The 22,510-nt window shown below is 64.7% G+C and carries 27 protein-coding genes and 1 tRNA gene; 18 read left to right on the top strand and 10 right to left on the bottom strand.

Features of this window, described 5'->3' with window-relative positions; genetic code table 11:
* Positions 1-23: 23 nt before the first annotated feature.
* Positions 24-785, bottom strand: a complete 762-nt coding sequence (locus JQ628_RS26350) for a thermonuclease family protein (protein ID WP_212226948.1) — start codon at positions 783-785, stop codon at positions 24-26.
* A gap of 140 nt (positions 786-925) precedes the next feature.
* Between JQ628_RS26350 and JQ628_RS26345 the strand changes: the two genes are divergently transcribed.
* Positions 926-1,741, top strand: a complete 816-nt coding sequence (locus tag JQ628_RS26345; RefSeq protein WP_212226947.1) for a substrate-binding domain-containing protein — start codon at positions 926-928, stop codon at positions 1,739-1,741.
* Here the strand turns inward: JQ628_RS26345 and JQ628_RS26340 are convergent.
* Entirely contained in the window at positions 1,715-2,413 is a 699-nt protein-coding gene (locus tag JQ628_RS26340) for an ABC transporter permease (RefSeq protein ID WP_212226946.1), read from the bottom strand. The two genes, JQ628_RS26345 and JQ628_RS26340, sit on opposite strands and share 27 nt — an antisense overlap.
* 214 nt (positions 2,414-2,627) lie before the next feature.
* Between JQ628_RS26340 and JQ628_RS26335 the strand changes: the two genes are divergently transcribed.
* The 4 genes from JQ628_RS26335 (at position 2,628) to JQ628_RS26320 (ending at position 6,253) form a co-directional block, all read left to right on the top strand.
* Positions 2,628-2,837 carry a hypothetical protein gene (locus tag JQ628_RS26335; RefSeq protein WP_212226945.1) on the top strand — a complete coding sequence of 70 codons (210 nt, stop codon included), beginning with the start codon at positions 2,628-2,630 and terminating at the stop codon, positions 2,835-2,837.
* Positions 2,838-2,933: 96 nt separating this feature from the next.
* A complete protein-coding gene (locus JQ628_RS26330) occupies positions 2,934-4,949 on the top strand; it encodes an acetyl-CoA carboxylase biotin carboxylase subunit (protein WP_212226944.1) in 2,016 nt (671 codons plus the stop codon).
* Positions 4,950-5,078: 129 nt separating this feature from the next.
* Entirely contained in the window at positions 5,079-5,960 is an 882-nt protein-coding gene (locus tag JQ628_RS26325) for an isocitrate lyase/PEP mutase family protein (RefSeq protein WP_212226943.1), read from the top strand.
* Entirely contained in the window at positions 5,957-6,253 is a 297-nt protein-coding gene (locus tag JQ628_RS26320) for an acylphosphatase (protein WP_212226941.1), read from the top strand. The genes JQ628_RS26325 and JQ628_RS26320 overlap by 4 nt, the downstream gene beginning before the upstream one ends.
* 38 nt (positions 6,254-6,291) lie before the next feature.
* Here the strand turns inward: JQ628_RS26320 and JQ628_RS26315 are convergent, their stop codons facing one another.
* Positions 6,292-6,444: a hypothetical protein gene (locus tag JQ628_RS26315; RefSeq protein ID WP_212226939.1), complete on the bottom strand. Its 153-nt coding sequence runs from the start codon at positions 6,442-6,444 to the stop codon at positions 6,292-6,294.
* Between the two features lie 158 nt (positions 6,445-6,602).
* Here JQ628_RS26315 and JQ628_RS26310 point away from each other — a divergent pair, with 158 nt between their 5' ends.
* Genes JQ628_RS26310 through JQ628_RS26300 form a run of 3 tightly spaced genes read left to right on the top strand, consistent with a single transcriptional unit; the run spans position 6,603 to position 9,281 of the window.
* The gene (locus JQ628_RS26310) at positions 6,603-7,157 is read left to right on the top strand and encodes a GbsR/MarR family transcriptional regulator (RefSeq protein WP_212226937.1); all 555 of its coding nucleotides are present in this window, start codon (positions 6,603-6,605) and stop codon (positions 7,155-7,157) included.
* 22 nt (positions 7,158-7,179) lie between these two features.
* Positions 7,180-7,848, top strand: a complete 669-nt coding sequence (locus tag JQ628_RS26305; RefSeq protein ID WP_212226936.1) for a DUF4166 domain-containing protein — start codon at positions 7,180-7,182, stop codon at positions 7,846-7,848.
* Positions 7,845-9,281 carry a TIGR01777 family oxidoreductase gene (locus JQ628_RS26300; protein ID WP_212226935.1) on the top strand — a complete coding sequence of 479 codons (1,437 nt, stop codon included), beginning with the start codon at positions 7,845-7,847 and terminating at the stop codon, positions 9,279-9,281. The genes JQ628_RS26305 and JQ628_RS26300 overlap by 4 nt, the downstream gene beginning before the upstream one ends.
* Before the next feature lie 13 nt (positions 9,282-9,294).
* Here the strand turns inward: JQ628_RS26300 and JQ628_RS26295 are convergent, their stop codons facing one another.
* Both JQ628_RS26295 and JQ628_RS26290 read right to left on the bottom strand, forming a co-directional pair.
* Positions 9,295-10,818: a PAS domain-containing sensor histidine kinase gene (locus JQ628_RS26295; protein WP_212226933.1), complete on the bottom strand. Its 1,524-nt coding sequence runs from the start codon at positions 10,816-10,818 to the stop codon at positions 9,295-9,297.
* 78 nt (positions 10,819-10,896) lie between these two features.
* On the bottom strand, positions 10,897-11,100 hold the full coding sequence (locus tag JQ628_RS26290) for a hypothetical protein (RefSeq protein ID WP_212227122.1): 204 nt from the start codon (positions 11,098-11,100) through the stop codon (positions 10,897-10,899).
* A gap of 87 nt (positions 11,101-11,187) precedes the next feature.
* Here JQ628_RS26290 and JQ628_RS26285 point away from each other — a divergent pair, with 87 nt between their 5' ends.
* Entirely contained in the window at positions 11,188-11,919 is a 732-nt protein-coding gene (locus tag JQ628_RS26285) for a Crp/Fnr family transcriptional regulator (RefSeq protein ID WP_212226931.1), read from the top strand.
* A gap of 12 nt (positions 11,920-11,931) precedes the next feature.
* On the opposite strand, the gene JQ628_RS26280 is transcribed toward JQ628_RS26285, so the two are convergent.
* Positions 11,932-12,780 carry a LysR family transcriptional regulator gene (locus JQ628_RS26280; protein WP_212226929.1) on the bottom strand — a complete coding sequence of 283 codons (849 nt, stop codon included), beginning with the start codon at positions 12,778-12,780 and terminating at the stop codon, positions 11,932-11,934.
* A 114-nt stretch (positions 12,781-12,894) separates the two neighbouring features.
* Here JQ628_RS26280 and JQ628_RS26275 point away from each other — a divergent pair, with 114 nt between their 5' ends.
* Positions 12,895-13,323 carry a tautomerase family protein gene (locus JQ628_RS26275; protein WP_212226927.1) on the top strand — a complete coding sequence of 143 codons (429 nt, stop codon included), beginning with the start codon at positions 12,895-12,897 and terminating at the stop codon, positions 13,321-13,323.
* Between the two features lie 55 nt (positions 13,324-13,378).
* On the opposite strand, the gene JQ628_RS26270 is transcribed toward JQ628_RS26275, so the two are convergent.
* Both JQ628_RS26270 and lipB read right to left on the bottom strand, forming a co-directional pair.
* Entirely contained in the window at positions 13,379-13,606 is a 228-nt protein-coding gene (locus tag JQ628_RS26270) for a hypothetical protein (RefSeq protein WP_212226925.1), read from the bottom strand.
* A 172-nt stretch (positions 13,607-13,778) separates the two neighbouring features.
* Positions 13,779-14,519 (bottom strand): lipoyl(octanoyl) transferase LipB, encoded by a 741-nt coding sequence (gene lipB / locus JQ628_RS26265; protein WP_212226923.1) that lies wholly within the window; start codon positions 14,517-14,519, stop codon positions 13,779-13,781.
* Between the two features lie 74 nt (positions 14,520-14,593).
* Between lipB and JQ628_RS26260 the strand changes: the two genes are divergently transcribed.
* The 3 genes from JQ628_RS26260 (at position 14,594) to JQ628_RS26250 (ending at position 15,605) form a co-directional block, all read left to right on the top strand.
* Positions 14,594-14,839 (top strand): FliM/FliN family flagellar motor switch protein, encoded by a 246-nt coding sequence (locus tag JQ628_RS26260; protein ID WP_212226921.1) that lies wholly within the window; start codon positions 14,594-14,596, stop codon positions 14,837-14,839.
* Positions 14,840-14,958: 119 nt separating this feature from the next.
* A tRNA-Leu gene (locus JQ628_RS26255) sits at positions 14,959-15,043 on the top strand.
* A 187-nt stretch (positions 15,044-15,230) separates the two neighbouring features.
* Positions 15,231-15,605, top strand: a complete 375-nt coding sequence (locus JQ628_RS26250; RefSeq protein WP_212226919.1) for a hypothetical protein — start codon at positions 15,231-15,233, stop codon at positions 15,603-15,605.
* A gap of 29 nt (positions 15,606-15,634) precedes the next feature.
* Here JQ628_RS26250 and JQ628_RS26245 read toward each other — a convergent pair whose 3' ends face one another.
* Positions 15,635-17,020: a polysaccharide deacetylase family protein gene (locus JQ628_RS26245; protein ID WP_212226918.1), complete on the bottom strand. Its 1,386-nt coding sequence runs from the start codon at positions 17,018-17,020 to the stop codon at positions 15,635-15,637.
* 89 nt (positions 17,021-17,109) lie between these two features.
* Positions 17,110-17,895: a polysaccharide deacetylase family protein gene (locus tag JQ628_RS26240; protein ID WP_433996167.1), complete on the bottom strand. Its 786-nt coding sequence runs from the start codon at positions 17,893-17,895 to the stop codon at positions 17,110-17,112.
* Between the two features lie 110 nt (positions 17,896-18,005).
* Here JQ628_RS26240 and mgtE point away from each other — a divergent pair, with 110 nt between their 5' ends.
* The 5 genes from mgtE to JQ628_RS26215 all read left to right on the top strand — a co-directional run bounded on the left by mgtE (position 18,006) and on the right by JQ628_RS26215 (position 22,338).
* Positions 18,006-19,427 carry a magnesium transporter gene (gene mgtE, locus JQ628_RS26235; RefSeq protein ID WP_212226917.1) on the top strand — a complete coding sequence of 474 codons (1,422 nt, stop codon included), beginning with the start codon at positions 18,006-18,008 and terminating at the stop codon, positions 19,425-19,427.
* 109 nt (positions 19,428-19,536) lie between these two features.
* On the top strand, positions 19,537-19,845 hold the full coding sequence (locus JQ628_RS26230; RefSeq protein ID WP_249128438.1) for a helix-turn-helix domain-containing protein: 309 nt from the start codon (positions 19,537-19,539) through the stop codon (positions 19,843-19,845).
* Positions 19,846-19,897: 52 nt separating this feature from the next.
* Positions 19,898-20,716 (top strand): aldo/keto reductase, encoded by an 819-nt coding sequence (locus JQ628_RS26225; RefSeq protein WP_212226915.1) that lies wholly within the window; start codon positions 19,898-19,900, stop codon positions 20,714-20,716.
* 7 nt (positions 20,717-20,723) lie between these two features.
* Positions 20,724-21,596, top strand: coding sequence for a hypothetical protein (locus JQ628_RS26220; RefSeq protein ID WP_349628128.1), 873 nt, complete (start codon positions 20,724-20,726; stop codon positions 21,594-21,596).
* Between the two features lie 85 nt (positions 21,597-21,681).
* The gene (locus JQ628_RS26215) at positions 21,682-22,338 is read left to right on the top strand and encodes a glutathione S-transferase family protein (RefSeq protein WP_212226914.1); all 657 of its coding nucleotides are present in this window, start codon (positions 21,682-21,684) and stop codon (positions 22,336-22,338) included.
* Positions 22,339-22,510 lie beyond the last annotated feature (172 nt).

Genomic DNA, 22,510 nt, shown 5'->3' with positions numbered 1-22,510 from the left:
ATCGGCGCAGGTTTTGCCAGCCTTCATTTGTCCGGCAAACCTCTCCTACAATTGTAGGCTTTCCGGAACCCGGCGGCCAGCGCGTCGTCTTCCGAACAGAACCAGCGGTCCTGGTCGAGGCCCGGATAGCTGCGGCATGTCTGGAGGTGATAGATGCCGGTGTTGCCGGTGACGCGGGCGCGCACGGCGTATTTGCCCTTGATGTTGCAGCCATCAGGCATGGCGGGATCGTCGGGGAACAGCAGCGCGCGGATTTCGCGGTCCCGGTCGGCGCGGCAGGCGCCGCCCTGAAGCGCGGCATCCTGTTTCCAGCGGCGAAAATCCGTCGGCGTGATGAAGCAGCCCTTCCAGAGGCCGCGCTTGGCGTCGTGCGCGGCCGTCTCGTCCGCCTTGAATTTGCCCCTGGCGTCCGCGAGCGCAAGACCATCTTGCACCATCTGCTGGTTCAAGCTCGTGCTTGCCCCCTCGACGGTGCAGACGCCGAGGCGCCGCCGCTTGAAGGAGGGATCGGCGCCGAGATCGTCGCACCGCACCGGCTTGCCGCCGATCAGCTTTGTCAATTGATCGCGCGCGGCGGCGCCGCAGGCCCAGGCATCCGCATGCTCGTCGATGCACGTCTGGTCGAAGGCGGGCGCCTCGATGCCGTCGAGGCGAAAGGTGACATCGCCGAGCTCGATGTTGTTGCCGTCCCTGGCGGTGGCGGGCGCGGTCCAGCCCTGCGTTGCCGGCAGCGTCGAAAGTATCAGGATGAAGGCGGAGGCGAGGAGGGACGTCGGGGACCGCATATGAACTCGCATCGGGGCGTTTCGCGTTGCGGGAGGCTTTCTAGCACAGGCGCGCGGCGCGAGACCAACTGTGAATTGCAGCCGGTGGCCGCCTTGTTGTACGACGGCGGCCGGCACCTGCTCAGCGCACGAGGCAAAGCATGTTCAAACGAATCCTGATCGCCGCCCTCGCGGGACTTTTTGTCGCAACCGCGGCCCCGGCGCAGGAGCGCACCATCACGGTCGCATCCACCACGTCGACGGAGCAGTCGGGCCTGTTCGGCTTCCTGCTGCCGAAATTCACGGAAGCCACCGGCATCGGCGTCAAGGTGGTCGCGGTCGGCACCGGCCAGGCGCTCGATATCGGCCGGCGCGGCGATGCCGACGTGGTGTTCGTGCACGACAAGGCGGCGGAAGAGAAGTTCATCGCCGAGGGCGCCGGCCTGAAGCGCTTCGGCGTGATGTACAATGACTTCGTCATCATCGGGCCCAAGACCGATCCCGCAAAAATCGCCGGCGGCAAGGATGTCGTCGATGCCTTGCGCAAGATCGCGGCAGCCAAGGCGCCGTTCATCTCGCGCGGCGACCGCTCCGGCACGCATGCGGCTGAACTGCGGTTGTGGAAGGACGCAGGCATCGACGTCGAACCGGCGAAGGGAAGCTGGTACCGCGAGATCGGACAGGGCATGGGGCCGGCGCTCAACATGGCGTCGTCAAGCAATGGCTACGTGCTGTCGGATCGCGGCACCTGGCTCAACTTCAAGAATCGCGGCGATCTGGCTGTTCTCACCGAAGGTGATCGAAGGCTGTTCAACCAGTATGGCGTGATGCTGGTCAATCCGGCCAAGCATTCGAACGTCAAGGCCAAGGACGGCCAGGCCTTTGTCGACTGGCTGGTTTCCGTCGACGGGCAGAAGACGATCGGCGACTACAAGATCGGCGGCGAGCGGCTATTTTTCCCCAATGCGTCCGACTAGCAGGAACGCAATCGTCGAGACCGCGACGCTCAGCGACAGCAGGATCAGACCGAGCCCGAGGGCGAGCGCCAGATCGCCCTTGCTGGTCTCCAGCGCAATCGCCGTCGTCATGGTGCGGGTGTAGCCGGCGATATTGCCGCCGACGACGATGATCGCGCCGACCTCGGCGATGGCCCGGCCGAAGGCGGCAAGGAAGGCGGTCAGCAGCGAGCCGCGGCCAAGCGCAAACAGCAGCATGACGCTGCGAAAGGTCGACAGGCCGTCGATCCGCGCCAGGTCGCCATATTCGGCCCAGAGCAGCGAAGCCGGCCGGTGCACCAGCGCGACCACGATCGGGGTTGCCAGCATCGCCTGCGCAATGACCATCGCGCCAGGCGTGAACAGCAAACCTGCCGATCCGAGCGGGCCCGAGCGCGACAGCAGCAGATAGAGGATCAATCCCGCCACGACCGGTGGCAGGCCCAGGAGGGCATTGGTCAGCACGATCACGGTGTGCCGTCCGAGAAACCGGGTCACGGCCAGCATCGCGCCGAGCGGCGCGCCGATCACGAGCGCAATGACGCTCGCGGTCAGGCTGACCCGCAACGACAGGACGACGATGCGTGACAGCTCCGGGTCGAGCCGGACGATCAGGGACAGCGCCGTAGCGGCGGCTTGGGCAAATTCGTTCACGGGGATTCGGGACTCGCGGGTCTCATTGAGTGCAGGAACTTTGTTCTGGTCCGGAGAACTACGGAGATACCGCACCACCGCAGACATTGAGAAATTTGGCTCGCGGCGCGGCGGACAGTCGCGATTTCAACGCGAGATTGGAAGAGGGTCGATTGACACAACTAGAACAAAACTAGAACATGCGCGCCGCTCCACTCACCTTGGAAATATCAGCATGTCCGCCGATGCAAAGCCCGACCATGCTGGCGGTGACGAACTGGAAACTGCCGTGGATCAAGCGATCGCAGCTTGCGGCGGCGACCTGCGCGCCACCATCCGTGCGCTGATCGTGGCGAATGATTTCCTCGAAAACGAGGTGAGCGAACTGATGAAGGCGGTCTCGCACGCCTATGTGCGCGGCAGATTTCAAACCTATACCGGCTAGGGTGGTCTGAACGGCACTAGACCGTTGCCTCGGCTCCGTTTTCCTGTACCACAGGGCCCGAGGATCCTGCCCAAAGCCGAATAGCCCAAGAAGAACATGTTCAAGAGAATTCTGATCGCCAATCGCGGCGAGATCGCCTGCCGGGTCATCAAGACCGCCCGCCGGATGGGGATCGAGACGGTCGCCGTCTATTCCGAGGCCGACCGCGACGCGCTGCATGTCGAAATGGCCGATGAGGCCGTGTTCATCGGCCCGCCGGCGGCGGCGGAAAGCTATCTCGTCATCGACAAGATCGTGGAGGCCTGCCGCAAGACGGGCGCCGAGGCCGTGCATCCCGGCTACGGATTTTTGTCCGAGCGCGAAGCGTTTCCGCGCGCGCTCGAGGCGGCCGGCATCGTCTTCATCGGTCCCAACCCCGGCGCCATCGCCGCGATGGGCGACAAGATCGAATCCAAGAAGGCCGCGGCGAAGGCAAAAGTCTCGACCGTGCCCGGCCATCTCGGCGTGATCGAGGACGACAAGCACGCGGTGAAGATTGCGGATGAGATCGGCTATCCCGTGATGATCAAGGCTTCCGCCGGCGGCGGCGGCAAGGGCATGCGCATCGCGCATTCGAAATCCGAGGTCGCCGAAGGTTTTAATCTCGCCAAGGCCGAGGCAAAATCCTCGTTCGGCGACGACCGCGTCTTCATCGAAAAATTCATCGTCGATCCCCGCCACATCGAAATCCAGGTGCTGGGCGACAAGCACGGCAACGTGATTTATCTCGGCGAGCGCGAATGCTCGATCCAGCGTCGCAACCAGAAGGTCATCGAGGAGGCGCCGTCGCCGCTGCTCGATGAAACCACGCGCCGCAAGATGGGCGAACAGGCGGTGGCGCTGGCCAAGGCCGTGAAATACGATTCCGCCGGCACGGTCGAATTCGTCGCGGGGCAGGACAAGAGCTTTTACTTCCTCGAGATGAACACGCGGCTACAGGTCGAGCATCCCGTCACCGAACTGATCACCGGCATCGATCTCGTCGAGCAGATGATCCGCGTCGCCGCGGGCGAGAAGCTGGCGATCTCGCAAAAGGACGTGACGCTGACCGGCTGGGCGGTGGAATCCCGCGTCTATGCCGAAGATCCCTTCCGTAACTTTCTGCCGTCGATCGGGCGGCTGGTGAAATACCGCCCGCCGGCGGAAGTCAGCCAGGGCGGCATCACCGTGCGCAACGATACCGGCGTGCAGGAAGGCGGCGAAATCTCGATCTATTACGATCCGATGATCGCCAAGCTCGTTACCCACGCGCCCTCGCGCGCCGCGGCGATCGAGGCGCAGGCGACCGCGCTCGATGCCTTTTATGTCGACGGTATCAGGCACAACATCCCGTTTCTGTCGGCGCTGATGCATCATCCGCGCTGGCGCGAGGGCAAGCTTTCCACCGGCTTCATCGCGGAGGAATTTCCAAAGGGATTTTCCGCGCACGCGCCGGAAGGCGAGGTGGCCCGAAGGCTGGCGGCCGTTGCGGCCGCGATCGACCATGTGCTGGGCGAGCGCAAGCGGCAGATTTCCGGCCAGCTCAATGGCCGCCTGGTGCAGCGCGAGCGCCGCCGTGCGGTGTGGCTCGACCGCGAAGAGATCGCCCTCGACGTCGCGCGCGAGGCCGATGGCATCGCGGTGCGCTTCATCGGCGCCGATGGCCTGCCCGGCAACCCGCATCAACTGGTGTCGCCCTGGAAGCCGGGCGAGCCGGTCTGGCAGGGCAGGATCGACGGGCAGTTCTTCGCGATGCAGGTGCGGATGATCGCCAACGGTTTCCGGCTTGCGCATCAGGGGTTTGAGGTTGCGGCCTATGTCTTCACCGAGAGCGAGGCCGAATCCGCGCGGCTGATGCCGGTGGTGACGGCGGCCGATACCGGCAAGAAACTGCTGTGCCCGATGCCGGGACTGGTGGTGTCGATCGCGGTCAGCGAAGGGCAGGAGGTCAAGGCCGGCGAGACGCTCGCCGTGGTCGAGGCCATGAAGATGCAGAACGTGCTGCGCGCCGAGCGCGACGGCACGGTGAAGAAGATTCACGCCGCGCCCGGCGCCACGCTGGCGGTGGATGCGCTGATCCTGGAGTTTGCGTAAGCGGCGCGGCCGCGCGCCTTTGAGACCGTCATTGCGAGCGAAGCGAAGCAATCCTTAGCGCGTCGTTGGGAAAGATGGATTGCTTCGTCGCTTCGCTCCTCGCAATGACGGCTGAGACGAGGAGTTGTCATGGCCTTCCAAAAACGGCGCGAGGCGCTGCGTGCGATCCTGAAGGGCAACGCCTGCATCCGTCCGGGCTCGGTCTATGACGCGACATCGATCCGCATCGCAGAGGATCTCGGCTTCGAGCTCGGTATGTTCGGCGGCTCGGTGGCTTCGCTCGTGGTGCTCGGCGATCCCGACATTACCCTGATCACGCTCACCGAGCTCTGCGAGCAGATGCGGCGGATGTCGCGTGCCGCGGAGCTGCCTGTCGTCGTCGATGCCGATCACGGCTACGGCAATGCGCTGAATGTCCGCCGCACCGTGCAGGAACTCGAAGCTGCGGGTGCGGCCGGCCTGTCCATCGAGGACACGCTGCTGCCGCAGGCTTTTGGCGCCAGCGAGCCGCAACTGATCTCGCTGGAAGAGGGCGTCGGCAAGATGAAGGCCGCGCTCGACGGCCGCAGCGATCCGGCGCTGGTGATTTTCGGCCGCACCGGCACGCGCGGCGGCGGGGCCAAGGCGTCCAGTTTCGCCGAGTGCATCGCGCGTGCAAAGGCCTATGAAGCTGTTGGCGTCGATGCGCTGTTCTTCACGGGCCTGACGACGCGCGAAGAGGTGCAGGCGATCGCGGCGGCAACCACGCTGCCGCTGGTGCTGGGCAACACCCAGGGCGAGCTCGACGATGCCGCGTTCCTCGTCAGCCAGCGCGTCAAGATAGCGTTGCAGGGGCACACGCCGTTCGCCGCCGCCACGCAGGCGGTGTACGAGACGCTGAAGGCGCTGCGCGAGGGCACCAAGCCGAGAGATTTGAAGGGACTTCCATCAGCGCAATTGACCGCTCGCCTCATGCGCGATGCCGAAGCTAGGGCACGCGCCGGCGAATTCCTCGGGCTCGGGAATCCATGACCGCGATCCTCCAGGTGACGATTCGCGGCCGCGTGCAGGGCGTCGGCTATCGCGCCTGGGTCGAGGATCAGGCCGCCGCCTGCGGACTTGAGGGCTGGGTGCGCAACCGCCGGGACGGCAGTGTCGAGGCGCTGTTTTCGGGACCGCCGCGCATCGTGAGCGAGATGGTCGCCCTCTGCCGCCACGGCCCGCCGGCCGCCCGCGTCGACAACGTCATCAGCGAGACCGCGACCGAGGACGCGCTGAACCTGCGGCGGGCAGGGGAGCGGTTTTCGGTACTGCCGACCATCTAGCGATGTTCTTGTGAAGGCATGAACGGCGCGGCCAACGGCTAGAAAAAACCCGGGCTGAGGTCGAGCCCGTAGGTCAGCATCAATAACCCCACCAGCAGGCAGGCCGCGCAGAACAGCACAAGCTGCTTCAATACCTCGATCTTGTTGACGGTCACGAGCAGGCGGGACAGGGCTTGCGCAATGGCAGTCATTGGCGACCTCCTGATTCGAGCGCCGTGATGCGCACACCGGTATCGCGGGCGGCCAAGGTAGCCTGTGCGCTGTCGCACTTCTCACGACAAGGTGACGCAGGGCCGGGCCGGCGCCGGGGGCACTTGACTTCCGTCCCGTTATATCTGATATTTCTGTCATGACAGAAACAACCGCCAGGAAGAAACTCCCCGCCGTGGTCGAGCGCTTCATCCTGCATTGGGGCGACATGGGCGACGAGTGGGGGGTCAACCGCTCGGTCAGCCAGATCCACGGGCTGCTTTACCTCGCTGAGGAGCCGATGACCGCCGAGGACATTGCCGACACGCTCGGCATGGCGCGCTCCAACGTCTCCAACTCGATCAAGGAGCTGCTCTCCTGGGGCCTGATCCGGCGCGTGCCGATCCTCGGCGATCGCCGCGACCATTTTGAAGCCGAGACGGACATCTGGGAGGTGGCGGCAAAGATCGCCGCGGGCCGCAAGGAGCGCGAGATCGATCCCGCGGTCGATGCGCTGCGCGCCTGCGTCTCCGATGCCGCCGACGATCCCGCCATCAGCCCGGTCGCCAGCAAGCGGCTGAAGGAAATGCTGGCGTTCACTGAGCTGGTCGACCGCTGGTATTCGCAGATGCTCACCGTGCCGCGGCCGCGGTTGATCGCGTTGATCAAGCTTGGCGAGAAGATCGTCAGTTTCCTGCCGGGAAAGAGCAAATAGGCGGAGAAAACAGGAGCGTAGCATGGCGTTTGCGAACAGGATCACCCCGTTTCCGGCCCCGGCTCCTTTCACCGACAAGTTTTGCGACGACAATCGATTCCGCGCATTGCTGCCGCCGGAGGAGTGGGGACGTCTTCCGGTCGCCACCTGGCGAAGGTTTTCAAAACGCCTCAAGGCCGGCGCCACCATCGTCTATGTCGGCGAGGTGGAGCGGGCGGCGTTCAGCCGGATCGGCTGGTGGCTGGCGCAGCTCACGCGCCTGATCGGCGGGCCGTTGCCGACGGGGCGCGAGACCGGCGTGCCTGTTGTCGTTACCGTCACCGAGGATGCAAAAAGTGGCGGCCAGATCTGGACGCGGCTCTGTGCGCGCAGCAGCGGCTTTGCGCAGGTCATCCACTCGGCCAAGCGATTCGCCGGCGCGACAGGACTGGAAGAATATGTCGGCTGCGGCGTCAGCATGGCGCTCAACATTTCCGTCGAGCATGAAGCGCTGGTGTTCCGCAGCGCCGGCTATTTCCTGGAGATCGGCCCGCTGCGGCTGGCGCTGCCGGACTGGCTCTGCCCCGGCGCCCTGACCGTCACCCACACCGATCTCGGCAGCGGGAACTTCCGCTTCACGCTCGATGTCGTCCATCCCCGCTTTGGCACGCTTATCCGTCAGTCCGCCGTGTTCCGGGAGGCCACCCCATGACGCCGCTGCTTTGGACCCTGATCGCCATCCAGATCGCGATGGGGGTGTTCGACACCTTCTATCATCATGAATTCACCGAGCGGCTGGCCTGGCGGCCCTCGCAGCGCCATGAGCTGCAACTGCATGGCGTGCGCAACCTGCTCTATGCGTTCCTGTTCCTGGTGCTCGGCTGGCTGGAAGTGCACGGGCTGTTCGCGCTGCTCATCATTGCCGTGCTGGTGGTCGAAGTCGTCATCACGCTGATGGATTTCGTGGAAGAGGATCTGAGCCGAAAGCTGCCGCCGAGCGAGCGCATCAATCACACGCTGCTCGCCATCAATTACGGCGCCATCCTCGTGCTGCTGATGCCGGTGCTGATCGGCTGGGCTATGCAGCCGACGGGGATCAAGTCGGCGTACACGGGCTGGCTCAGCATCATTGCGGCGGCTGCCGCGGTGGGTGCGGCGCTGTGCGGGTTGCGCGATTTCGCGGCGGCAAGGCGGCTGGGGCGGATGACCATCGCGCCTGCAAAAAACCTCGTCGAAAAATTGCAGGGGCGGCAGACCGTGCTGGTGACCGGCGCCACCGGTTTCATCGGCAGCCGCCTGGTGGCGGCGCTGGCCGGCGCCGGCCATCAGGTGATCGCGCTGGTGCGCAATCCTGCGAAGGCGGAAATGTTTTCGCCGCCGATCACCGTCATCACCAGCCTCGATCAACTGCCTTCCGATGCGCCGATCGACGCCGTCGTCAATCTCGCGGGCGAGCCGATCGGCAACGGATTCTGGACGGCCGAGAAGCGCCGGAAGATTCTGGACTCCCGCATCAACATGACCGGCGATGTCGTGCGCCTGATCGCGCGGCTGGACAAGAAGCCCGCGGTGCTGGTCTCCGGCTCGGCCATCGGCTGGTACGGGCTCTGGCAGGATCAGGTGCTGACGGAATCGGCCAAGTCGCATGCCTGCTTCAGCCATGAACTGTGCGAAGCGTGGGAGCAGGCGGCGCGGCCGGCGGGCGAGTACGGCGTGCGCGTCGTCAATTTGCGCATCGGCCTGGTGATCGGCACCGAGGGCGGGTTCGTCACGCGGCTGCTCACGCCGTTCGAGTTCGGCCTCGGTGGCCCGATCGGCTCGGGCAAGCAGTGGATGAGCTGGATCGAGCGCGACGATCTCGTCCGCCTGATCGCCCACGTTATCGCGCGTTCGGATCTCTCCGGTCCCATCAACGCCACCGCGCCGATCCCGGTCACCAATGCAAAATTCACCGAAGAGCTCGGCCGGCGGCTGCATCGCCCGGCGCTGTTCCGCATTCCCGCCGGGCTCTTGCGGCGCTTCGGCGGCGACTTTGCCAATGAGCTGCTGCTCGGCGGCCAGCGCGTATTGCCGAACAAGGCGCTGAGCAACGGCTTTGTGTTCCGGCACGAGACGCTGCGCAGCGCGTTCGAGGCGATCTTGTAGGGGAGGGATGGGATCACCGCGCCAGCTTGGCGATCGCCTGGCTGAGCTGGTGGATTTCGTAGGGTTTTCGCAGGATCGGGAAATCGCCGCGGACATTGGCGGCGGCATCGCTGTAACCGGTAGCCAGCAGCACCGGCAGGTCGGGACGGATTTTCTTCAGCCAGTTGGCGAGCGCGAGGCCATCCATCTTGCCGGGCATCACGATGTCGGAGAACACGAGGTCGAATCCATCGTGGTCGATTTCGCGCAGCGCCGCCTCGGCGTCCGCCACCCTGCGCACGGAATAGCCGAGTTGCTCCAGCAGAGTGACGCTGACGGAAGCAACGTCCGGGTTGTCCTCGACGAGCAGCACCGTGCCGCTGGCGCCGGCATCGATGGTCTCGGGATGCTCGGCTTGCGGCCTGGCGTGCTCGCGCGGCAACAGCATCGTCACGGTGGTGCCCTTGCCGATCTCGCTCGTCACCTTGACCGTGCCGCCGGCTTGATGGGCAAAACCGTGGACCTGCGAAAGGCCAAGGCCCGTGCCCTTGCCGATCGGCTTGGTCGTGAAGAACGGATCGAAAATCTTGTTGAGCACGTCGGGCGCGATGCCGGCGCCGGTATCGCTCACGGAGACGGCGACGTAGGCGCTATCGTCCTCGGCAGCGGTGTCAGGCGGATTGTGCGCGCTGATCGTGATGGTGCCGCCTTCGGGCATGGCGTCGCGGGCATTGATCACCAGATTGACCAGCGCGGTCTCGAATTCGCTGATATCGACGACGACCGGACATACGTCCCGATCGATGTTGAATGCCAACGTGACGGCGCTGCCAACGCCGGTGTCGAGGACTTCGCGCACGGCATTGATGCGCTCGGCGAGATCGATCACCTGGGGATTGACGCTCTGTCGCCGCGCGAAGGTCAGGAGCTGGCTGGTGAGAGAGGCGCCACGCCGGGTGGCGGCCTCGATGGCGGTCACTGCGCGCTGTAGCCTTGGATCGTCGTCCAGGCCTTTCTTCAGGGTATGGACGCTGCCGCTAATGATCATCAGAAGATTGTTGAAATCGTGCGCCACGCCGCCGGTCAACTGGCCCAGCGCATCGAGCTTTTGCGATTCCGCAAGCTGCTTCTGCATCCGTTCGAGCTTGAGCTGGGCTTCGCGCCGCTCGGTGATGTCGCGCGTGATCTTGGCGAAACCGACGAGCACGCCGTCTTCCCGGATCGGATCGATGACGACGCTCGCCCAGAAGAACGTGCCGTCCTTGCGCACGCGCCAGCCTTCCTCCTCGTACCGGCCCTGCTCGAGCGCAATCGTCAGCGCGCGCAGCGGTTTGCCGTTGGCGCGGTCGGTCTCGGTATAGAAGCGGGAAAAATGCTGGCCGATGATCTCCTGGGGCGTATAGCCCTTGATGCGCTGGCCGCCGATATTCCAGCTCGTCACGATCCCGGCGGGATCGAGCATGTAAAGGGCATAGTCCGTCACATTCTCTACGAGGAGACGGAAATCACGCTCGCTCTCGAAGAGATCGCGTTGTTGTTGCTTGTCTTTTCCGAACATGGAACCCCTGAGGAATGGACCAAACGCTTGTCGAGCGATTTGGTTCCTCGGACAGGATGGCGCGGGTTTTCGCGGTGCCTATTTCGGGGGACGCAGGCCGGAGCTGGTTAGCCAATCGTTGAGATGGGCGGTCGTCTCGGCCTCGCGCGCCTTACGGAGCAGCTCGCGCTGGAGCGGGCCGGGCGGCAGCATCGCGGCCTGCGCCCGGGCTTCCGCCGCCGATTCCAGCAGGCGTTCGGAAGTGTCTTTGAAGTTTTTGCGGCGATTGCGCTTGGCGGCCACGGCAGCGGTCCTCCCGGTCCTGGCTTTAGGAACCAAGTCAGGCACGGCGCGTCAGCCCGGCATTATCATTTGACAAGGTAGCCGCCGATGGCTGAACCCGCCGACGTCCTGACGCACAAGCTCACGGAACATTCACGGCTGACCGCGGAGGATGCGGCGGAGCTTGAGGCGATGACCTATCACCGCCGCTCGCTGAAACCTGGCGAAGACTTTGTCCGGCAGGGCGACCGCCCCGATGTCGCTGCGCTGGTGCTGGAGGGCATGGTGGCCCGCTATCACCTGCTCAAGGGCGGCGGCCGGCAGTACCTGTCGTTCCATATCAAGGGTGATCTGCCGGATGCCCAGTCGTTGTTCCTCGATCAGATGGATCATGCCGTATGCGCCGTCGGCGAGGCCGAGCTTGCGCTCGTGCCGCACAAGGAAATCATCCGGGCGTTTGAACGGCGTCCCTCGGTTGGATTTGCGATCTGGCGCGAGACGCTGATCGATGCTGCGATCTTTCGCGAGACCATCACCCGCAACAGCAGCCGCAACACGCGGACCCGGTTGGCGCATCTGTTCTGCGAGTTGTTCTACCGGGCGCGGACGAGCGGACTCACGGACGGCAATTCCTGCGCCGCGCCGCTGAGCCAGACGCAGATCGGCGAAGCGCTCGGCATGGCGATTGTCACCGTCAACCGGATGCTGCAAGCCCTGCGGCGTGCCAGACTGATCGAATTTCGCGGCGGCGTCCTGACCGTCAAGGACTGGAAGCGGCTTGCAGTCGCGGGCGATTTCAGCCCGGAGTACCTGCACCTGAAGCGCGCGGTGCGAATCTGAGCGGTATCGTACTTAGCGCGTCGCCACGCTGCGAAATGTCGCGGCCAGCGTTCGCAGCGCGGAGAGTTTTGCGGGATCGCTGACCTTGGAGTGCAACACGACTTTTGACGCGCCGAGACGCGGCAGCCCGAGCGCCGGTCCGACGTCGATCAATCCGGCGGGCGCAATCCGCCGCGCCAGCGGGGCGACGGCAAGCCCGGCGAGCGCCGCGGCCACGACCGCGGTGACGCCGCCGCCGACGAAGGCCTCGCTCCAGCCGATGCCGGCCTTGTCGAGCGCCCGCAGCGCGATCGCACGCACGCCGCAGGGCGCCGCCAGTATCGCCAGTGGCAGTTTTTCGCCGCTTCGCCAGGCAAAACGTCCGGCGGCAAACCAGCCGAATTCGTTCTCCGCCAGTTTCTCACCGCCGCGCCGGCTGCCTTCCAGCGTCACGACAGCGTCGAGATCGCCGGCGTCATAGATGTCGAGCAGTTCGCGCGAAAAGCCGATCTTCACGACCAGCGAAAGATTCGCCGATACCGTGTGCAGCCGCTCCAGCAGCGTCACTAATTCGGGCCCGCAAGCGTGGTCGCTGATGCCCAGCGACAAGTGCTGCCTGGACGGCCGCTCGCCAGTCAACGCGCGGTCATGCGCCTCCATCAGCGCGCGGGCGGAGGGCAGGAAGGCGGCACCTTCGGCGGTCAGCCGCACCGCACGCGGCGAGCGCTCGATCAGCCGCTTTTTCAGCACGGCTTCCAGCCGCTGTAGCTTCATGCTCACCGCCGCCTGCGTGGTGCCAAGCGCTTCGGCCGCACGGGTAAAACTTTGCAGCTCGGCAACCAGCAGGAAGGCCTGCACCGTCGGGATGTCGAGCGCGGTCATGGCTTCATCAGTATCTCTTATTATTGGTATCAGTAGAGATAAGGTACCAAGATGATATGGCAAGGTCTAGATGGAGGGAGGCGCAAGGACGCGCAGCTTTTCAGGGAGACCAACATGCCGCTCATCACCGTTAGCTATTCCACCGGGCGCGAAAAACCGTCGCTGAAATCGGACATCGCTGGCGCCATCATCGAGCTCACCGCCAAGATCCTGCACAAGGATCCCAAGGTGACCGCCGTCATCGTCAGGGATGTCGACGGGTCCGACTGGTTCGCCGGCGGAAAACCGCTCGCCGAGCAAAAGCTCGCGAGCTACTGGATCGACATCCATGTCAGCGAAGGCACCAATACCAAGGATGAGAAAGCCGACTATCTCGCCGCAGTGTTCGCAAGGATGGGTGAACTGCTCGGGCCGCTGCACGAGGAGACCTATCTGCATGTCGACGAGGTCAGGGCCGACGCCTACGGCTTTGGCGGCCTCTCCCAGGAGCGGCGCTACATCGCCGGCAAGCTGGAAGTCTCGCCGCAGCGCGCGGCGGCGTGATCAGGCGAAAACATGCCCCGCACCGGCCGGCGTGAGGAAGGGCGCACACACCTTTTCACGCGCCGGGCGACGGCCATCGTCCTTCGGCCCGCAGGCGCTGCTTGAAGGCGAGCAGGACTTTTGGCCGGATGTCCTCGTATTCGGCAGGCAGGTTCTGCGGCGGCAGCTTTCCCTCGATCCATTCGTCGATGTAGGGAGCCAGAACGGCAAGATCGCCGCGCGATATCGAATACAGGTGCGGAATCGCGTAGGGCGCGATAGCGAGCGGAGTGGCAAATAACATCCGGCCGCGCCGGCCCGGCACTTTGGGTGCCGCCCAGAGCAGGAGTTCCCGAACGACGGCCACTTCGTCAAATGTCTTGAACCAGATCCTGGATTGGCTCCGTCGCAGAACGATCCACGCGACAACGGCGATCGCGACGAGACAGAGCGTGAGAATCGCGCTCCTCGACACGCTACGATCCCGAGCACACGGTCGCTGCCGGCAGGCGCGCCTCGACCGGCCCGAACACCTCGGCGAACGCCTGTCGGAGCGCGATGTCGACATCGGCCATGCCGACGGGGTAGCCGAGATCGACCAGCGAGGTGACACCGTATCTGGCATCGGCGACGCCGCAGGGCACGATCGCGGAGAAATGCGACAGGTCCGGCTCGACATTGATGGCGATGCCGTGGAACGACACCCATTTGCGCAGGCGGACACCGATCGCCGCGATCTTGTCCTCAAAGCCTTCGCCCTTGTCGGGGCGTTTGACCCAGACGCCGACCCGGTCCTCGCGCCGCTCGCCGCGCACGTTGAAATGGCCGAGCGTGCGGATGATCCATTCCTCCAGCCCCGCCACATAGGCGCGCACATCCGGCCGCCGCCGTTTCAGGTCGAGCATCACATAGGCCACCCGCTGGCCCGGGCCGTGATAGGTGAGCTGCCCGCCGCGCCCTGATGTAAACAGGGGAAAGCGCGGGTCGAGCAGGTCGTCGTTCTTGCCTGAGGTGCCCGAGGTGTAGAGCGGGGGATGCTCCAGCAGCCAGACCAGCTCACTGGCCTGACCGGCCGCGATGGCGGCCGCGCGCTCTTCCATGGCGGCGACGGCTTCGGGGTAGGCGACAAGCCGGTCGGCTATCCGCCACTCCACGGGCGGCGCGCCGGCCGGGCCGGCAAACGTCGTCAGATCGAGGCTTTGGCGGTCATTAACCATTGGCTAACCATAACATGGTCAGGTGGAACCAAGCGGAATCTCAAGCAATCTAGTCACGGTCCGGCGGTTCAAAAGTGGTCGCAACTCTCGATAAGGTCAGCGTCGATCTGATGGTGGTGCTCGGCACCACGACGATGCCCATCCACCAGGTGATGCGGCTGTCGCGCGGCGCCATCATCGAGCTCGATGCGACCGAAGCGGACGAGGTGAAAATCCTCGCCAACAACATGCCGGTCGCCAGCGGCGTGGTGCTGGTCGACCGCAACCGCATCGCGGTCGAGGTCAAGCAGATGCTGCCGCGCCGGGCGGGCAACAGGTAGGAATCCGGTCCCAAATCTCCTCTGAATCCGTTGGCTGACGGGCCTTGTACCCCCAATCCTGATTTGTTACATCCGCGCCGTTGATCCGGCCGGGGCAAGCCCAAAGGCCGATCTCCCAAGCGCTCGTGGCGGAATTGGTAGACGCGCTGCCTTGAGGTGGCAGTGAGTAACATCGTGGGGGTTCGAGTCCCTCCGAGCGCACCAGACCTCAGATGTGGTTTCGGGTCGCGTATCCCTGTGATGAAAACAGGCTGCGCCGACGCCGTTCGCCGGCGTCCCGCAAGTTCCATGATTCCAACGGTTAATCATGCTTGCGTTGCGGCGGCGACACACACGCGGCGTAAATGATTACCGCGCAAGGATTCGGCGATCTGCCTTCCGGAGCATCCGCATGAAGTTTCTTGGCTACGCCTATCGCTTCGCTTCCAACTTCGTGTTCCTGGCGGCGGTCTATTACAGCCTGAACCTGTTGGAAAAATATCCGCAGCGCGCGGTGCTGGCGGTCCTCATCCTGGTTTATGCCGGGATGCATGCGTTCTCCGCCCTGCGGGCGTTCCATTTCTTCCAGCGCATCGAGCGGCTGGAAGGCGAGACGCGGCGGCTGGCGGGGCTTGCGGCGGAAGGTCCGAGTGCCGCAGCCTCGCGCAAGCAGATCGTCAGCGATGTCGCCGAGCTGCGTTATGCCGGCGAGATGAAGTCCTATATCGACTTGCTGTTCCTGGCGCTGGTCATCCTGCTCTGCATCGCCAAGATCGTGACGAACTGAGCCGGCCGGCTTTCTGAACGGAAGCGGCCTTATGCCCGCGCTTCCCGGTTGCGGCCGTTGCCCTTGGCGTTCTTCTTGTCGGGGATCGCGCGCTTGGAAGCTTTCCGCCCGGCGGGGCCAGCGGCTCGCGCGTGGTGTGCCGGCTTTCCGCTGACGGCGGGCTTGCCATGGATTGCCGATGCGCCCGCGATGCGCTTGCCGTGGCGGGCAGCGATGTGCGCGAGCCTTGCCGGACGTTTCGGCTCGGCCTGGGCCGCGCGTGTCGGTTCGGCGCGGCGTGCGGACGAGGCCACGCCGCGCATGGCGACGCGCAATCCCTCCTCGACTTCGAACACGCCGGCGGCCGGAACGGGCAGGGTGGCGCCGGCGGACGCCACCTGAACCAGCCGCGGCCACGGCGCCTCGCGCGGCAGCGGAACGCCGCGCTGGGCGCGTTTCGGGTGATCGAGCACGGCGCCGTCATTCCACCAGGTATCCGTCAGTTGCGGCACCGGCAGCGATCGGGTTTCTGCAAAAACAAAATTCGGGATTCTTGGCCAGCGGGCGACCGGGACATGCTCGGACGGCGGATTGAGCAGCCACTGGATCGGCTCGGTCGGCGTCGCGGGCAGGTCGGCCGTCGCGGGCACGACATGGACGATGCGATAGCCGCCCGCCTTCAGGTCGCGCAGGATTCCCGGCAGGGCCGCCACGGTGCGGGGCTGGATGTCGTGCAGCAGCAAAATGCCTTTGCCCTTGCCCTTGAGGCGCTGCATCGCAAGGTCATGGACGCGCCTGGACGAGACCGGGCGCCAGTCGTCGGCCGGAAAATCCGCGCTCCAGATCTGGAGGCCCTGCGCCCTCGTGAATTCCTCGATCCCGTCATTGCGAGCGAGCCCGGGAATTCGGAAGAACGGCGAGAGCGCCGCGCCGCCATCGCCGAGCGCGGCCTTCACCGAGGCGATGCCGTCCTCGATATCCTTGGTGGCGCGCTCGAGCGGCAGCTTGTGCATGCCGGACGGATGGTTCTGGGTGTGGGTCGCGACCGTATGGCCGGCGTCGCGCACCTTGCGCACGCCTTCGGGATTCGCCCGCGCCTGCTGGCCGACCAGGAAGAAGGTCGCCTTCACGCATTGTGCGGCAAGGATTTCCAGAATCTGGTTGGAGTATTTCGGCAGCGGGCCGTCATCGAAAGTCAGCACCACTTCACCGTCTTCGAGCGGCAGCGTTTCGCGATACTGCATGGTGCCGATCAGGGGATGCGCCTTGGCATCCACCACCAGCGTGCGCGAGGTGCCGAGCGCATCCGGATGGCCGGGGCAGTTCGCAGCAAGCGCGCTCCCGCTCGCCATCCCCGCAATCAACAGCGCCAGCCAACCGGCCCAACGCTGCGTCCGGACGCCAAGTCCAACACCAGGTCCAACATTACCGCTCATCAAATTTCTGCTCGCATTCCAAATCGTCTTAACGGCATTATAGCCGGCGTGATGAACGCCGATTTAATGATTGTAATTCCTCACCTATTTCATTTCTTGTGGGCGGTCGTCGTGCCGGCCGCCGCAATCGCCGGCACCAGATGCACGACCCGGTAGCCATTGTCACGCAGATAGCGCAGGAACGCCGGCAGCATGGCCGCCGTCTGGCGCGCGGGATCGTGCAGCAAGATGACACCTTTTCCCGCAGCGTTGAGCCTCTGTGTGAGTAGCTTCAGCTCGTCCTCAGGTTTCATCTGCAGCCAGTCGTCGGCGGCCAGATCGGCGCCGAACACGGCAATGTTACGTTTTTGCAGGTTGTCCAGCGTCGCCTGCGTCATTTCGAAGAAGGGGTAGCGGAAGAACGGCGTCGACGGCACCGTGGTCGACACCCCGTGCAGCGCCTGTTCGACCGCGGCGATACCCTTGTCGATCTCGCCCGCGGCATCCTCGCCCGACATGTATTTCAAGTTGTTGTGGGACCAGGAGTGATGGCCGATCGTGTGACCTGCGGCGGCAATCCGCTTGACCAGATCAGGGTGCTCGGACGCGGTCTTGCCGATCAGGAAAAACGTGGCGCGCACGCATTCGTGTGCCAGCGCCGCCAGCACGTCTGCATTGGTCGCAGGTGAGGGACCGTCGTCAAAGGTCAGCACGACCTCGTGGTCTTCCAGCGGCAGGCTCTGCGGAAAACTCATCAGGCCGGTCTGCGGCCATGTCGCCGCATCCACGGCAAGGACGCGCGAGGTACCGAGCGCATCCTTGCGCGGACATTCCGCCGCAGGTGCCGCCGGCATGCACGCCAGCGAGAGCAGCAGGGCGCCGGCCAGCGATTTCATCGGCATCGATGCGCCGGCATCTTTATCTTGCACTTGGCGTTATCCATTGGCTAATGCGGGGCGGCAATAACAGACAAGTTCCCTCATTCTGTCAAACGGCGAGGCGCGGCATGGCCGACGATGTGAACGTTGCGCAACCGGCCGATGCATCGGTGCTCGACCGCCATCCGATGCGGGATGATGAGGGCCATATACGTCCGGAATTTGTCGCCGAGATTACGCGCGCCATCCATGCCGCCGACACCGCGTTCCTGCGCGAAGTCGTCGCCGAATTGCATGAGGCCGATCTTGGCGACCTGATCAGCGCGCTCGCGCCGGAAGACCGCGTTCAACTGGTCGAGCTGACCGGCTCGGACTTCGACTTCTCGGCGCTCAACGAAGTCGACGAAGGCGTCCGCGAGGAGATCCTCGAAGAACTGGAGCCGGAGGAAGTCGCCGAGGGCGTTCGCGAACTGGAATCCGACGACGCGGTCGAGCTGCTGGAAGCGCTCGACGAGGAAGACCGCGAAGAGGTTCTGGAAAAGCTGCCGCCGCTGGAGCGCGATGCGATCGAGCGCCGCCTGCTGTATCCGGAAAATTCCGCCGGAAGGCGCATGCAGACCGAGTTCATCTCGGTGCCGCCGGACTGGACCGTCGGGCAGGCGATCGACTACATGCGCGAGACCTCCGATCTGCCGGACCGCTTCTACGAGATCTACGCCGTCGACAAAGACCAGCGCTGGCAGGGTGCGGTGCCGCTCGACGTGCTGCTGCGCTCGCGCCGCATGGTGCCGCTGAAGGATCTCATCGACGAGGACCGCCGCCGCGTCTCGGTGCTGGAGGACCAGGAAGAAGTCGCGCGGATGTTCGGCAAGTATAACCTGGTGGCGGCGCCCGTGACCGATACCCAGGACCGGCTGGTCGGCGTCATCACCATCGACGACGTCGTCGACGTCATCGAGGAGGAGGCCGACGAGGATCTGAAGGCGCTGGGCGGCGTCACCAGCCACGAAGAGCTGTCCGACAATGTCTGGACCATTGCGCGCGGCCGCTTCAACTGGCTGCTGGTCAATCTCGCCACCGCTTTCCTTGCCTCATCCGTGCTCGGCCTGTTCGAGGGACAGCTCGAAAAGATGGTGGCGCTCGCCGTGCTGGCGCCGATCGTGGCGAGCCAGGGCGGCAATGCCGCGACCCAAACCATGACGGTGGCGGTGCGGGCGCTGGCGACGCGCGAGCTGCGCGCCAGCAATGCCTGGCGGGTCGTGCTGCGCGAGGCCATGGTCGGGCTCGTCAATGGCCTCGCCTTTGCCGTCATCACCGGCGTGGCCGCGGTCGCATGGTTCAAGATCCCCGGCCTCGGGATGGTGATCGGCCTTGCCATCGTCTGCAACCTGATCGCCGGTGCGCTCGGCGGCATCCTGATCCCGATTCTGCTGGAGCGCGTCAGGGCCGATCCTGCCGTTGCCTCCGGGACCTTCGTCACGACCGTCACTGACGTGGTCGGCTTCTTCTCCTTCCTCGGCATCGCCACGCTGTGGTTCGGGCTGAAATAGCGGTTCGCGTGACGAAAACGCGTCAGAAAAAAGTCCGTCGAGTCAGCGGCTTCTATCGTTAATCGGACCTTAACGTGCTTGCCGCATCATGCGGTGCATGAAACCGAGCATGCGCTTGCGGCTGAAGGCGGACGGACGGATCGTCGAACTGCGTGATGGGCAGGAGTTTCCGCTCGCGCCGGCGATGCCGGCGGTCGCACCGGTGGAGATCACGCCGGCCGTTCGCGACCTGCGCCGCCGCGCGCGGCTCACCCAGACCGAATTCGCCGCCAAGCTCGGCGTGCCCGTGGAAACCATCCGCAACTGGGAGCAGGGCAAGCGCGCCCCGCGCGGGCCGGCCCGCGCATTGCTCGCCGTCATCGCCCGCGCGCCGGATGCGGTGTTCGCCGCGCTCGCGACGGAACCCGAGCCGGTCTAGCAACGCCTTCGCGCACACGACATAATGGGCGCGATCTTGCGAGCGCCCCATCATGCTTTTCGTCGAAGCCAATGGCGCCAAAATCCCCGCGATCGGGCTCGGCACCTGGGAGCTGCGCGGCCGCACCTGCGCGCGGCTGGTCCAGCAGGCGCTGCGGCTCGGCTATCGCCACATCGACACCGCGCAGGCCTATGACAACGAGCGCGAGGTCGGCGAGGCCTTGCGCGCTTCCGGCGTCAGGCGTGAGGAGGTGTTCGTCACCACCAAGGTGTGGACCAGCCATTTTGCGCCGCATGATCTGGAGCGCTCTGCCAAAGAGAGCCTGAACAAGCTTCGCCTGTCCGAGGTCGACCTCTTGCTCCTGCACTGGCCCAATCCGCGGGTGCCGCTGTCGGAGACGCTGGGCGCGCTGGCGCATGTCCGCAAGCTCGGCATGACCCGGCACATTGGCGTGTCGAATTTCACGGTGGCCCTGATCGAGGAAGCGGTGGAGAAATGCCCGGCGCCACTGGTGTGCGATCAGGTCGAATTTCACCCCTATCTCGACCAGAGCAAGGTGCGGGAAGCCTGCGCGCGGCACGATATGGCTGTTGTCGCTTACAGTCCGATCGCCAAGGGCCGGATCAAGAACGACGAAGTGCTCGCGCGGATCGGCAAGGCGCATGGCAAGAGCGCCGCGCAAGTGTGCCTGCGCTGGCTGGTGCAGCAGGGCGTCTCGGCGATCCCGCGCACCTCGCGGCTGGAGCGGCTGTCGGAGAACATGGAAATCTTCGATTTCGAACTGTCGGAAGCCGAAATGCGCGAGATTTCCGGCTTGGGCAATAGCGGCGGACGCCTGACCGATTACGGTTTTGCGCCGAAATGGGATTGAGCCTGTTGTGCCCTACGCGCTATTGTCGGGGCAGGGCGTCAAGAAAAAATTCGTCAGCAAGTTGGAACCGCAACCGGCCATACGCACGGGCGTGACGGCGTCGGCGATCGCACATCTGTCGATTCTGGCGCTGGTGCTGTACGTCTCCGACGTGCATCCGTTCCATTCGGTGACGGCGGAAACGATCGCGGTCGACATCGTTACGCCGCAGGAGGTCGTGCCGGAAACGCCCAAGCCGCCGGAGCCGGCAAAATCGCCGCTCGATTTTTCGTCTCTGGCACAACAGACCGCGTCGGATCCGGCGCCGTCGGCACCTCGAGCCGCGCCGCCGCCGTCTCCGCAAGCTGTCCAGCCGCCGGGGCCGGATCAAAGCCAGCGACAGGTGGCCGCTGCGCCGAAGGCGATGGTCGGCGCTTCCGTGCCCGGCTACGCGCCTGCGCAACCCGATCTCACCGTGAAGTACAACATCGCGCTCGGCTTGCCGCCGGAACTGCCGATGCAGACCGCCGCGAGCGATGCCGGTCAAAAATCCGAAGATGGCTACGATGCCTCGACGACATCCGTGAAGGCCGATGTCTCTTCCAGCGTGGTCGCCGAGTTTCGCCGGCATCTGAAGACCTGCGCTAAACTGCCGGCGTCGGTCGCACCTTCCGACAACGTCCTGGTAAAGCTCCGCGTGTTCCTGACACAGGAGGGCCGGCTCGCCGGCGATCCTGCCGTGGGTGGCGGCAGCGCCAACGTCAAGGCGATCGAGCTTTTGCAAAGCGCGATTGCGGCGCTGAAGGCGTGTCAGCCCTACGCCATGCTGCCGCCGGACCGCTACGGCGAATGGAAGGCGCTCGATCTCGTCTTCACGCCGAAGGATTTTTCCGGCGGCTAGCTCCCATTACCTGCCGCGGTCATGCGATGGTTGAACGTGTCTTGTTCGCCGTGGCAAGATGGCAAACGAACGGGGATATCCTTGCATGGCCATGCTAAAGCTCGTGATCGGCAACAAGAACTATTCGTCATGGTCGATGCGGCCGTGGCTCGCCTTGCGCGTGAGCGACATTCCGTTCGATGAGGTGTTCATCCCGCTCTACACCGACGATCCCGCCGACAAGCAGCGTATCCTGGGCTTTTCGCGCGCCGGCAAGGTGCCGGCGCTGATCGACGGCGATCTCGTCATCTGGGATTCGCTTGCGATCATCGAATACCTCGCGGAGAAATTTCCCGGCAAGAAGCTGTGGCCGGAGGATTCCGCAAGCCGCGCCCATGCGCGCTCGATCTCGGCCGAGATGCATTCGGGCTTCGCGGCGCTCCGCAACGAATGCGGCATGAACCTGCACCGGCCGATCGGCGCCGTCGCGCTGTCGGAGGATGCCCGCGCCAACGTCGCGCGCATCCAGGAGATCTGGAGCGAATGCCATCGCCGCTATGGCGGGCCGTTCCTGTTCGGCGCCTTCGGCGCGGCGGATGCGATGTACGCGCCGGTGGTGCACCGCTTCCGCACCTATGCGATCGAGGTCGCGCCGGCGGCCCGGCATTACTACGACGCCATGCAATCGCTGGCGGCATTCCAGCAATGGACCGGCGAGGGACTCGCCGAGACGCTCGTGATCGAGCGGTTCGAGACCGTGTAGACAGGGGCCGCGCGGCCCCTGTGGATCATGGCAACTTTGCGGCCGCTTGTTGGCGGCCAATGGCCGGCGGGCGCTCTTCCGGAATTTGCATTCAGCGCTTTACCGGCGGCTTATCGTTCTGAAAAGCTTGCAAAATTTGCGCATTTGCCATGTCGGGATTTGCTTCCCAATG

This window comes from Bradyrhizobium lablabi, assembly GCF_018129385.1.
Classification (GTDB): Bacteria; Pseudomonadota; Alphaproteobacteria; order Rhizobiales; family Xanthobacteraceae; genus Bradyrhizobium; species Bradyrhizobium lablabi_C.
The sequence above is the reverse complement of the archived record's forward strand: the minus strand, read 5'-3'. Positions and strand labels throughout refer to the sequence as shown.

What these genes read in the sequence shown, in the direction of transcription:
- JQ628_RS26335 (WP_212226945.1), top strand. Translation starts at nt 2,628, where the DNA reads ATGTCCGCCGATGCAAAGCCCGACCATGCTGGCGGTGACGAACTGGAA.
- lipB (WP_212226923.1), bottom strand. Translation starts at nt 14,519, where the DNA reads ATGGTTAATGACCGCCAAAGCCTCGATCTGACGACGTTTGCCGGCCCG.
- JQ628_RS26300 (WP_212226935.1), top strand. Translation starts at nt 7,845, where the DNA reads ATGACGCCGCTGCTTTGGACCCTGATCGCCATCCAGATCGCGATGGGG.
- JQ628_RS26280 (WP_212226929.1), bottom strand. Translation starts at nt 12,780, where the DNA reads ATGACCGCGCTCGACATCCCGACGGTGCAGGCCTTCCTGCTGGTTGCC.
- JQ628_RS26270 (WP_212226925.1), bottom strand. Translation starts at nt 13,606, where the DNA reads ATGTTATTTGCCACTCCGCTCGCTATCGCGCCCTACGCGATTCCGCAC.
- JQ628_RS26305 (WP_212226936.1), top strand. Translation starts at nt 7,180, where the DNA reads ATGGCGTTTGCGAACAGGATCACCCCGTTTCCGGCCCCGGCTCCTTTC.
- JQ628_RS26245 (WP_212226918.1), bottom strand. Translation starts at nt 17,020, where the DNA reads ATGAGCGGTAATGTTGGACCTGGTGTTGGACTTGGCGTCCGGACGCAG.
- JQ628_RS26345 (WP_212226947.1), top strand. Translation starts at nt 926, where the DNA reads ATGTTCAAACGAATCCTGATCGCCGCCCTCGCGGGACTTTTTGTCGCA.
- JQ628_RS26315 (WP_212226939.1), bottom strand. Translation starts at nt 6,444, where the DNA reads ATGACTGCCATTGCGCAAGCCCTGTCCCGCCTGCTCGTGACCGTCAAC.
- JQ628_RS26325 (WP_212226943.1), top strand. Translation starts at nt 5,079, where the DNA reads ATGGCCTTCCAAAAACGGCGCGAGGCGCTGCGTGCGATCCTGAAGGGC.
- JQ628_RS26225 (WP_212226915.1), top strand. Translation starts at nt 19,898, where the DNA reads ATGCTTTTCGTCGAAGCCAATGGCGCCAAAATCCCCGCGATCGGGCTC.
- JQ628_RS26320 (WP_212226941.1), top strand. Translation starts at nt 5,957, where the DNA reads ATGACCGCGATCCTCCAGGTGACGATTCGCGGCCGCGTGCAGGGCGTC.
- JQ628_RS26240 (WP_433996167.1), bottom strand. Translation starts at nt 17,895, where the DNA reads ATGAAATCGCTGGCCGGCGCCCTGCTGCTCTCGCTGGCGTGCATGCCG.
- JQ628_RS26330 (WP_212226944.1), top strand. Translation starts at nt 2,934, where the DNA reads ATGTTCAAGAGAATTCTGATCGCCAATCGCGGCGAGATCGCCTGCCGG.
- JQ628_RS26230 (WP_249128438.1), top strand. Translation starts at nt 19,537, where the DNA reads ATGCGCTTGCGGCTGAAGGCGGACGGACGGATCGTCGAACTGCGTGAT.
- JQ628_RS26310 (WP_212226937.1), top strand. Translation starts at nt 6,603, where the DNA reads ATGACAGAAACAACCGCCAGGAAGAAACTCCCCGCCGTGGTCGAGCGC.
- JQ628_RS26250 (WP_212226919.1), top strand. Translation starts at nt 15,231, where the DNA reads ATGAAGTTTCTTGGCTACGCCTATCGCTTCGCTTCCAACTTCGTGTTC.
- JQ628_RS26285 (WP_212226931.1), top strand. Translation starts at nt 11,188, where the DNA reads ATGGCTGAACCCGCCGACGTCCTGACGCACAAGCTCACGGAACATTCA.
- JQ628_RS26275 (WP_212226927.1), top strand. Translation starts at nt 12,895, where the DNA reads ATGCCGCTCATCACCGTTAGCTATTCCACCGGGCGCGAAAAACCGTCG.
- JQ628_RS26350 (WP_212226948.1), bottom strand. Translation starts at nt 785, where the DNA reads ATGCGGTCCCCGACGTCCCTCCTCGCCTCCGCCTTCATCCTGATACTT.
- mgtE (WP_212226917.1), top strand. Translation starts at nt 18,006, where the DNA reads ATGGCCGACGATGTGAACGTTGCGCAACCGGCCGATGCATCGGTGCTC.
- JQ628_RS26215 (WP_212226914.1), top strand. Translation starts at nt 21,682, where the DNA reads ATGGCCATGCTAAAGCTCGTGATCGGCAACAAGAACTATTCGTCATGG.
- JQ628_RS26295 (WP_212226933.1), bottom strand. Translation starts at nt 10,818, where the DNA reads ATGTTCGGAAAAGACAAGCAACAACAACGCGATCTCTTCGAGAGCGAG.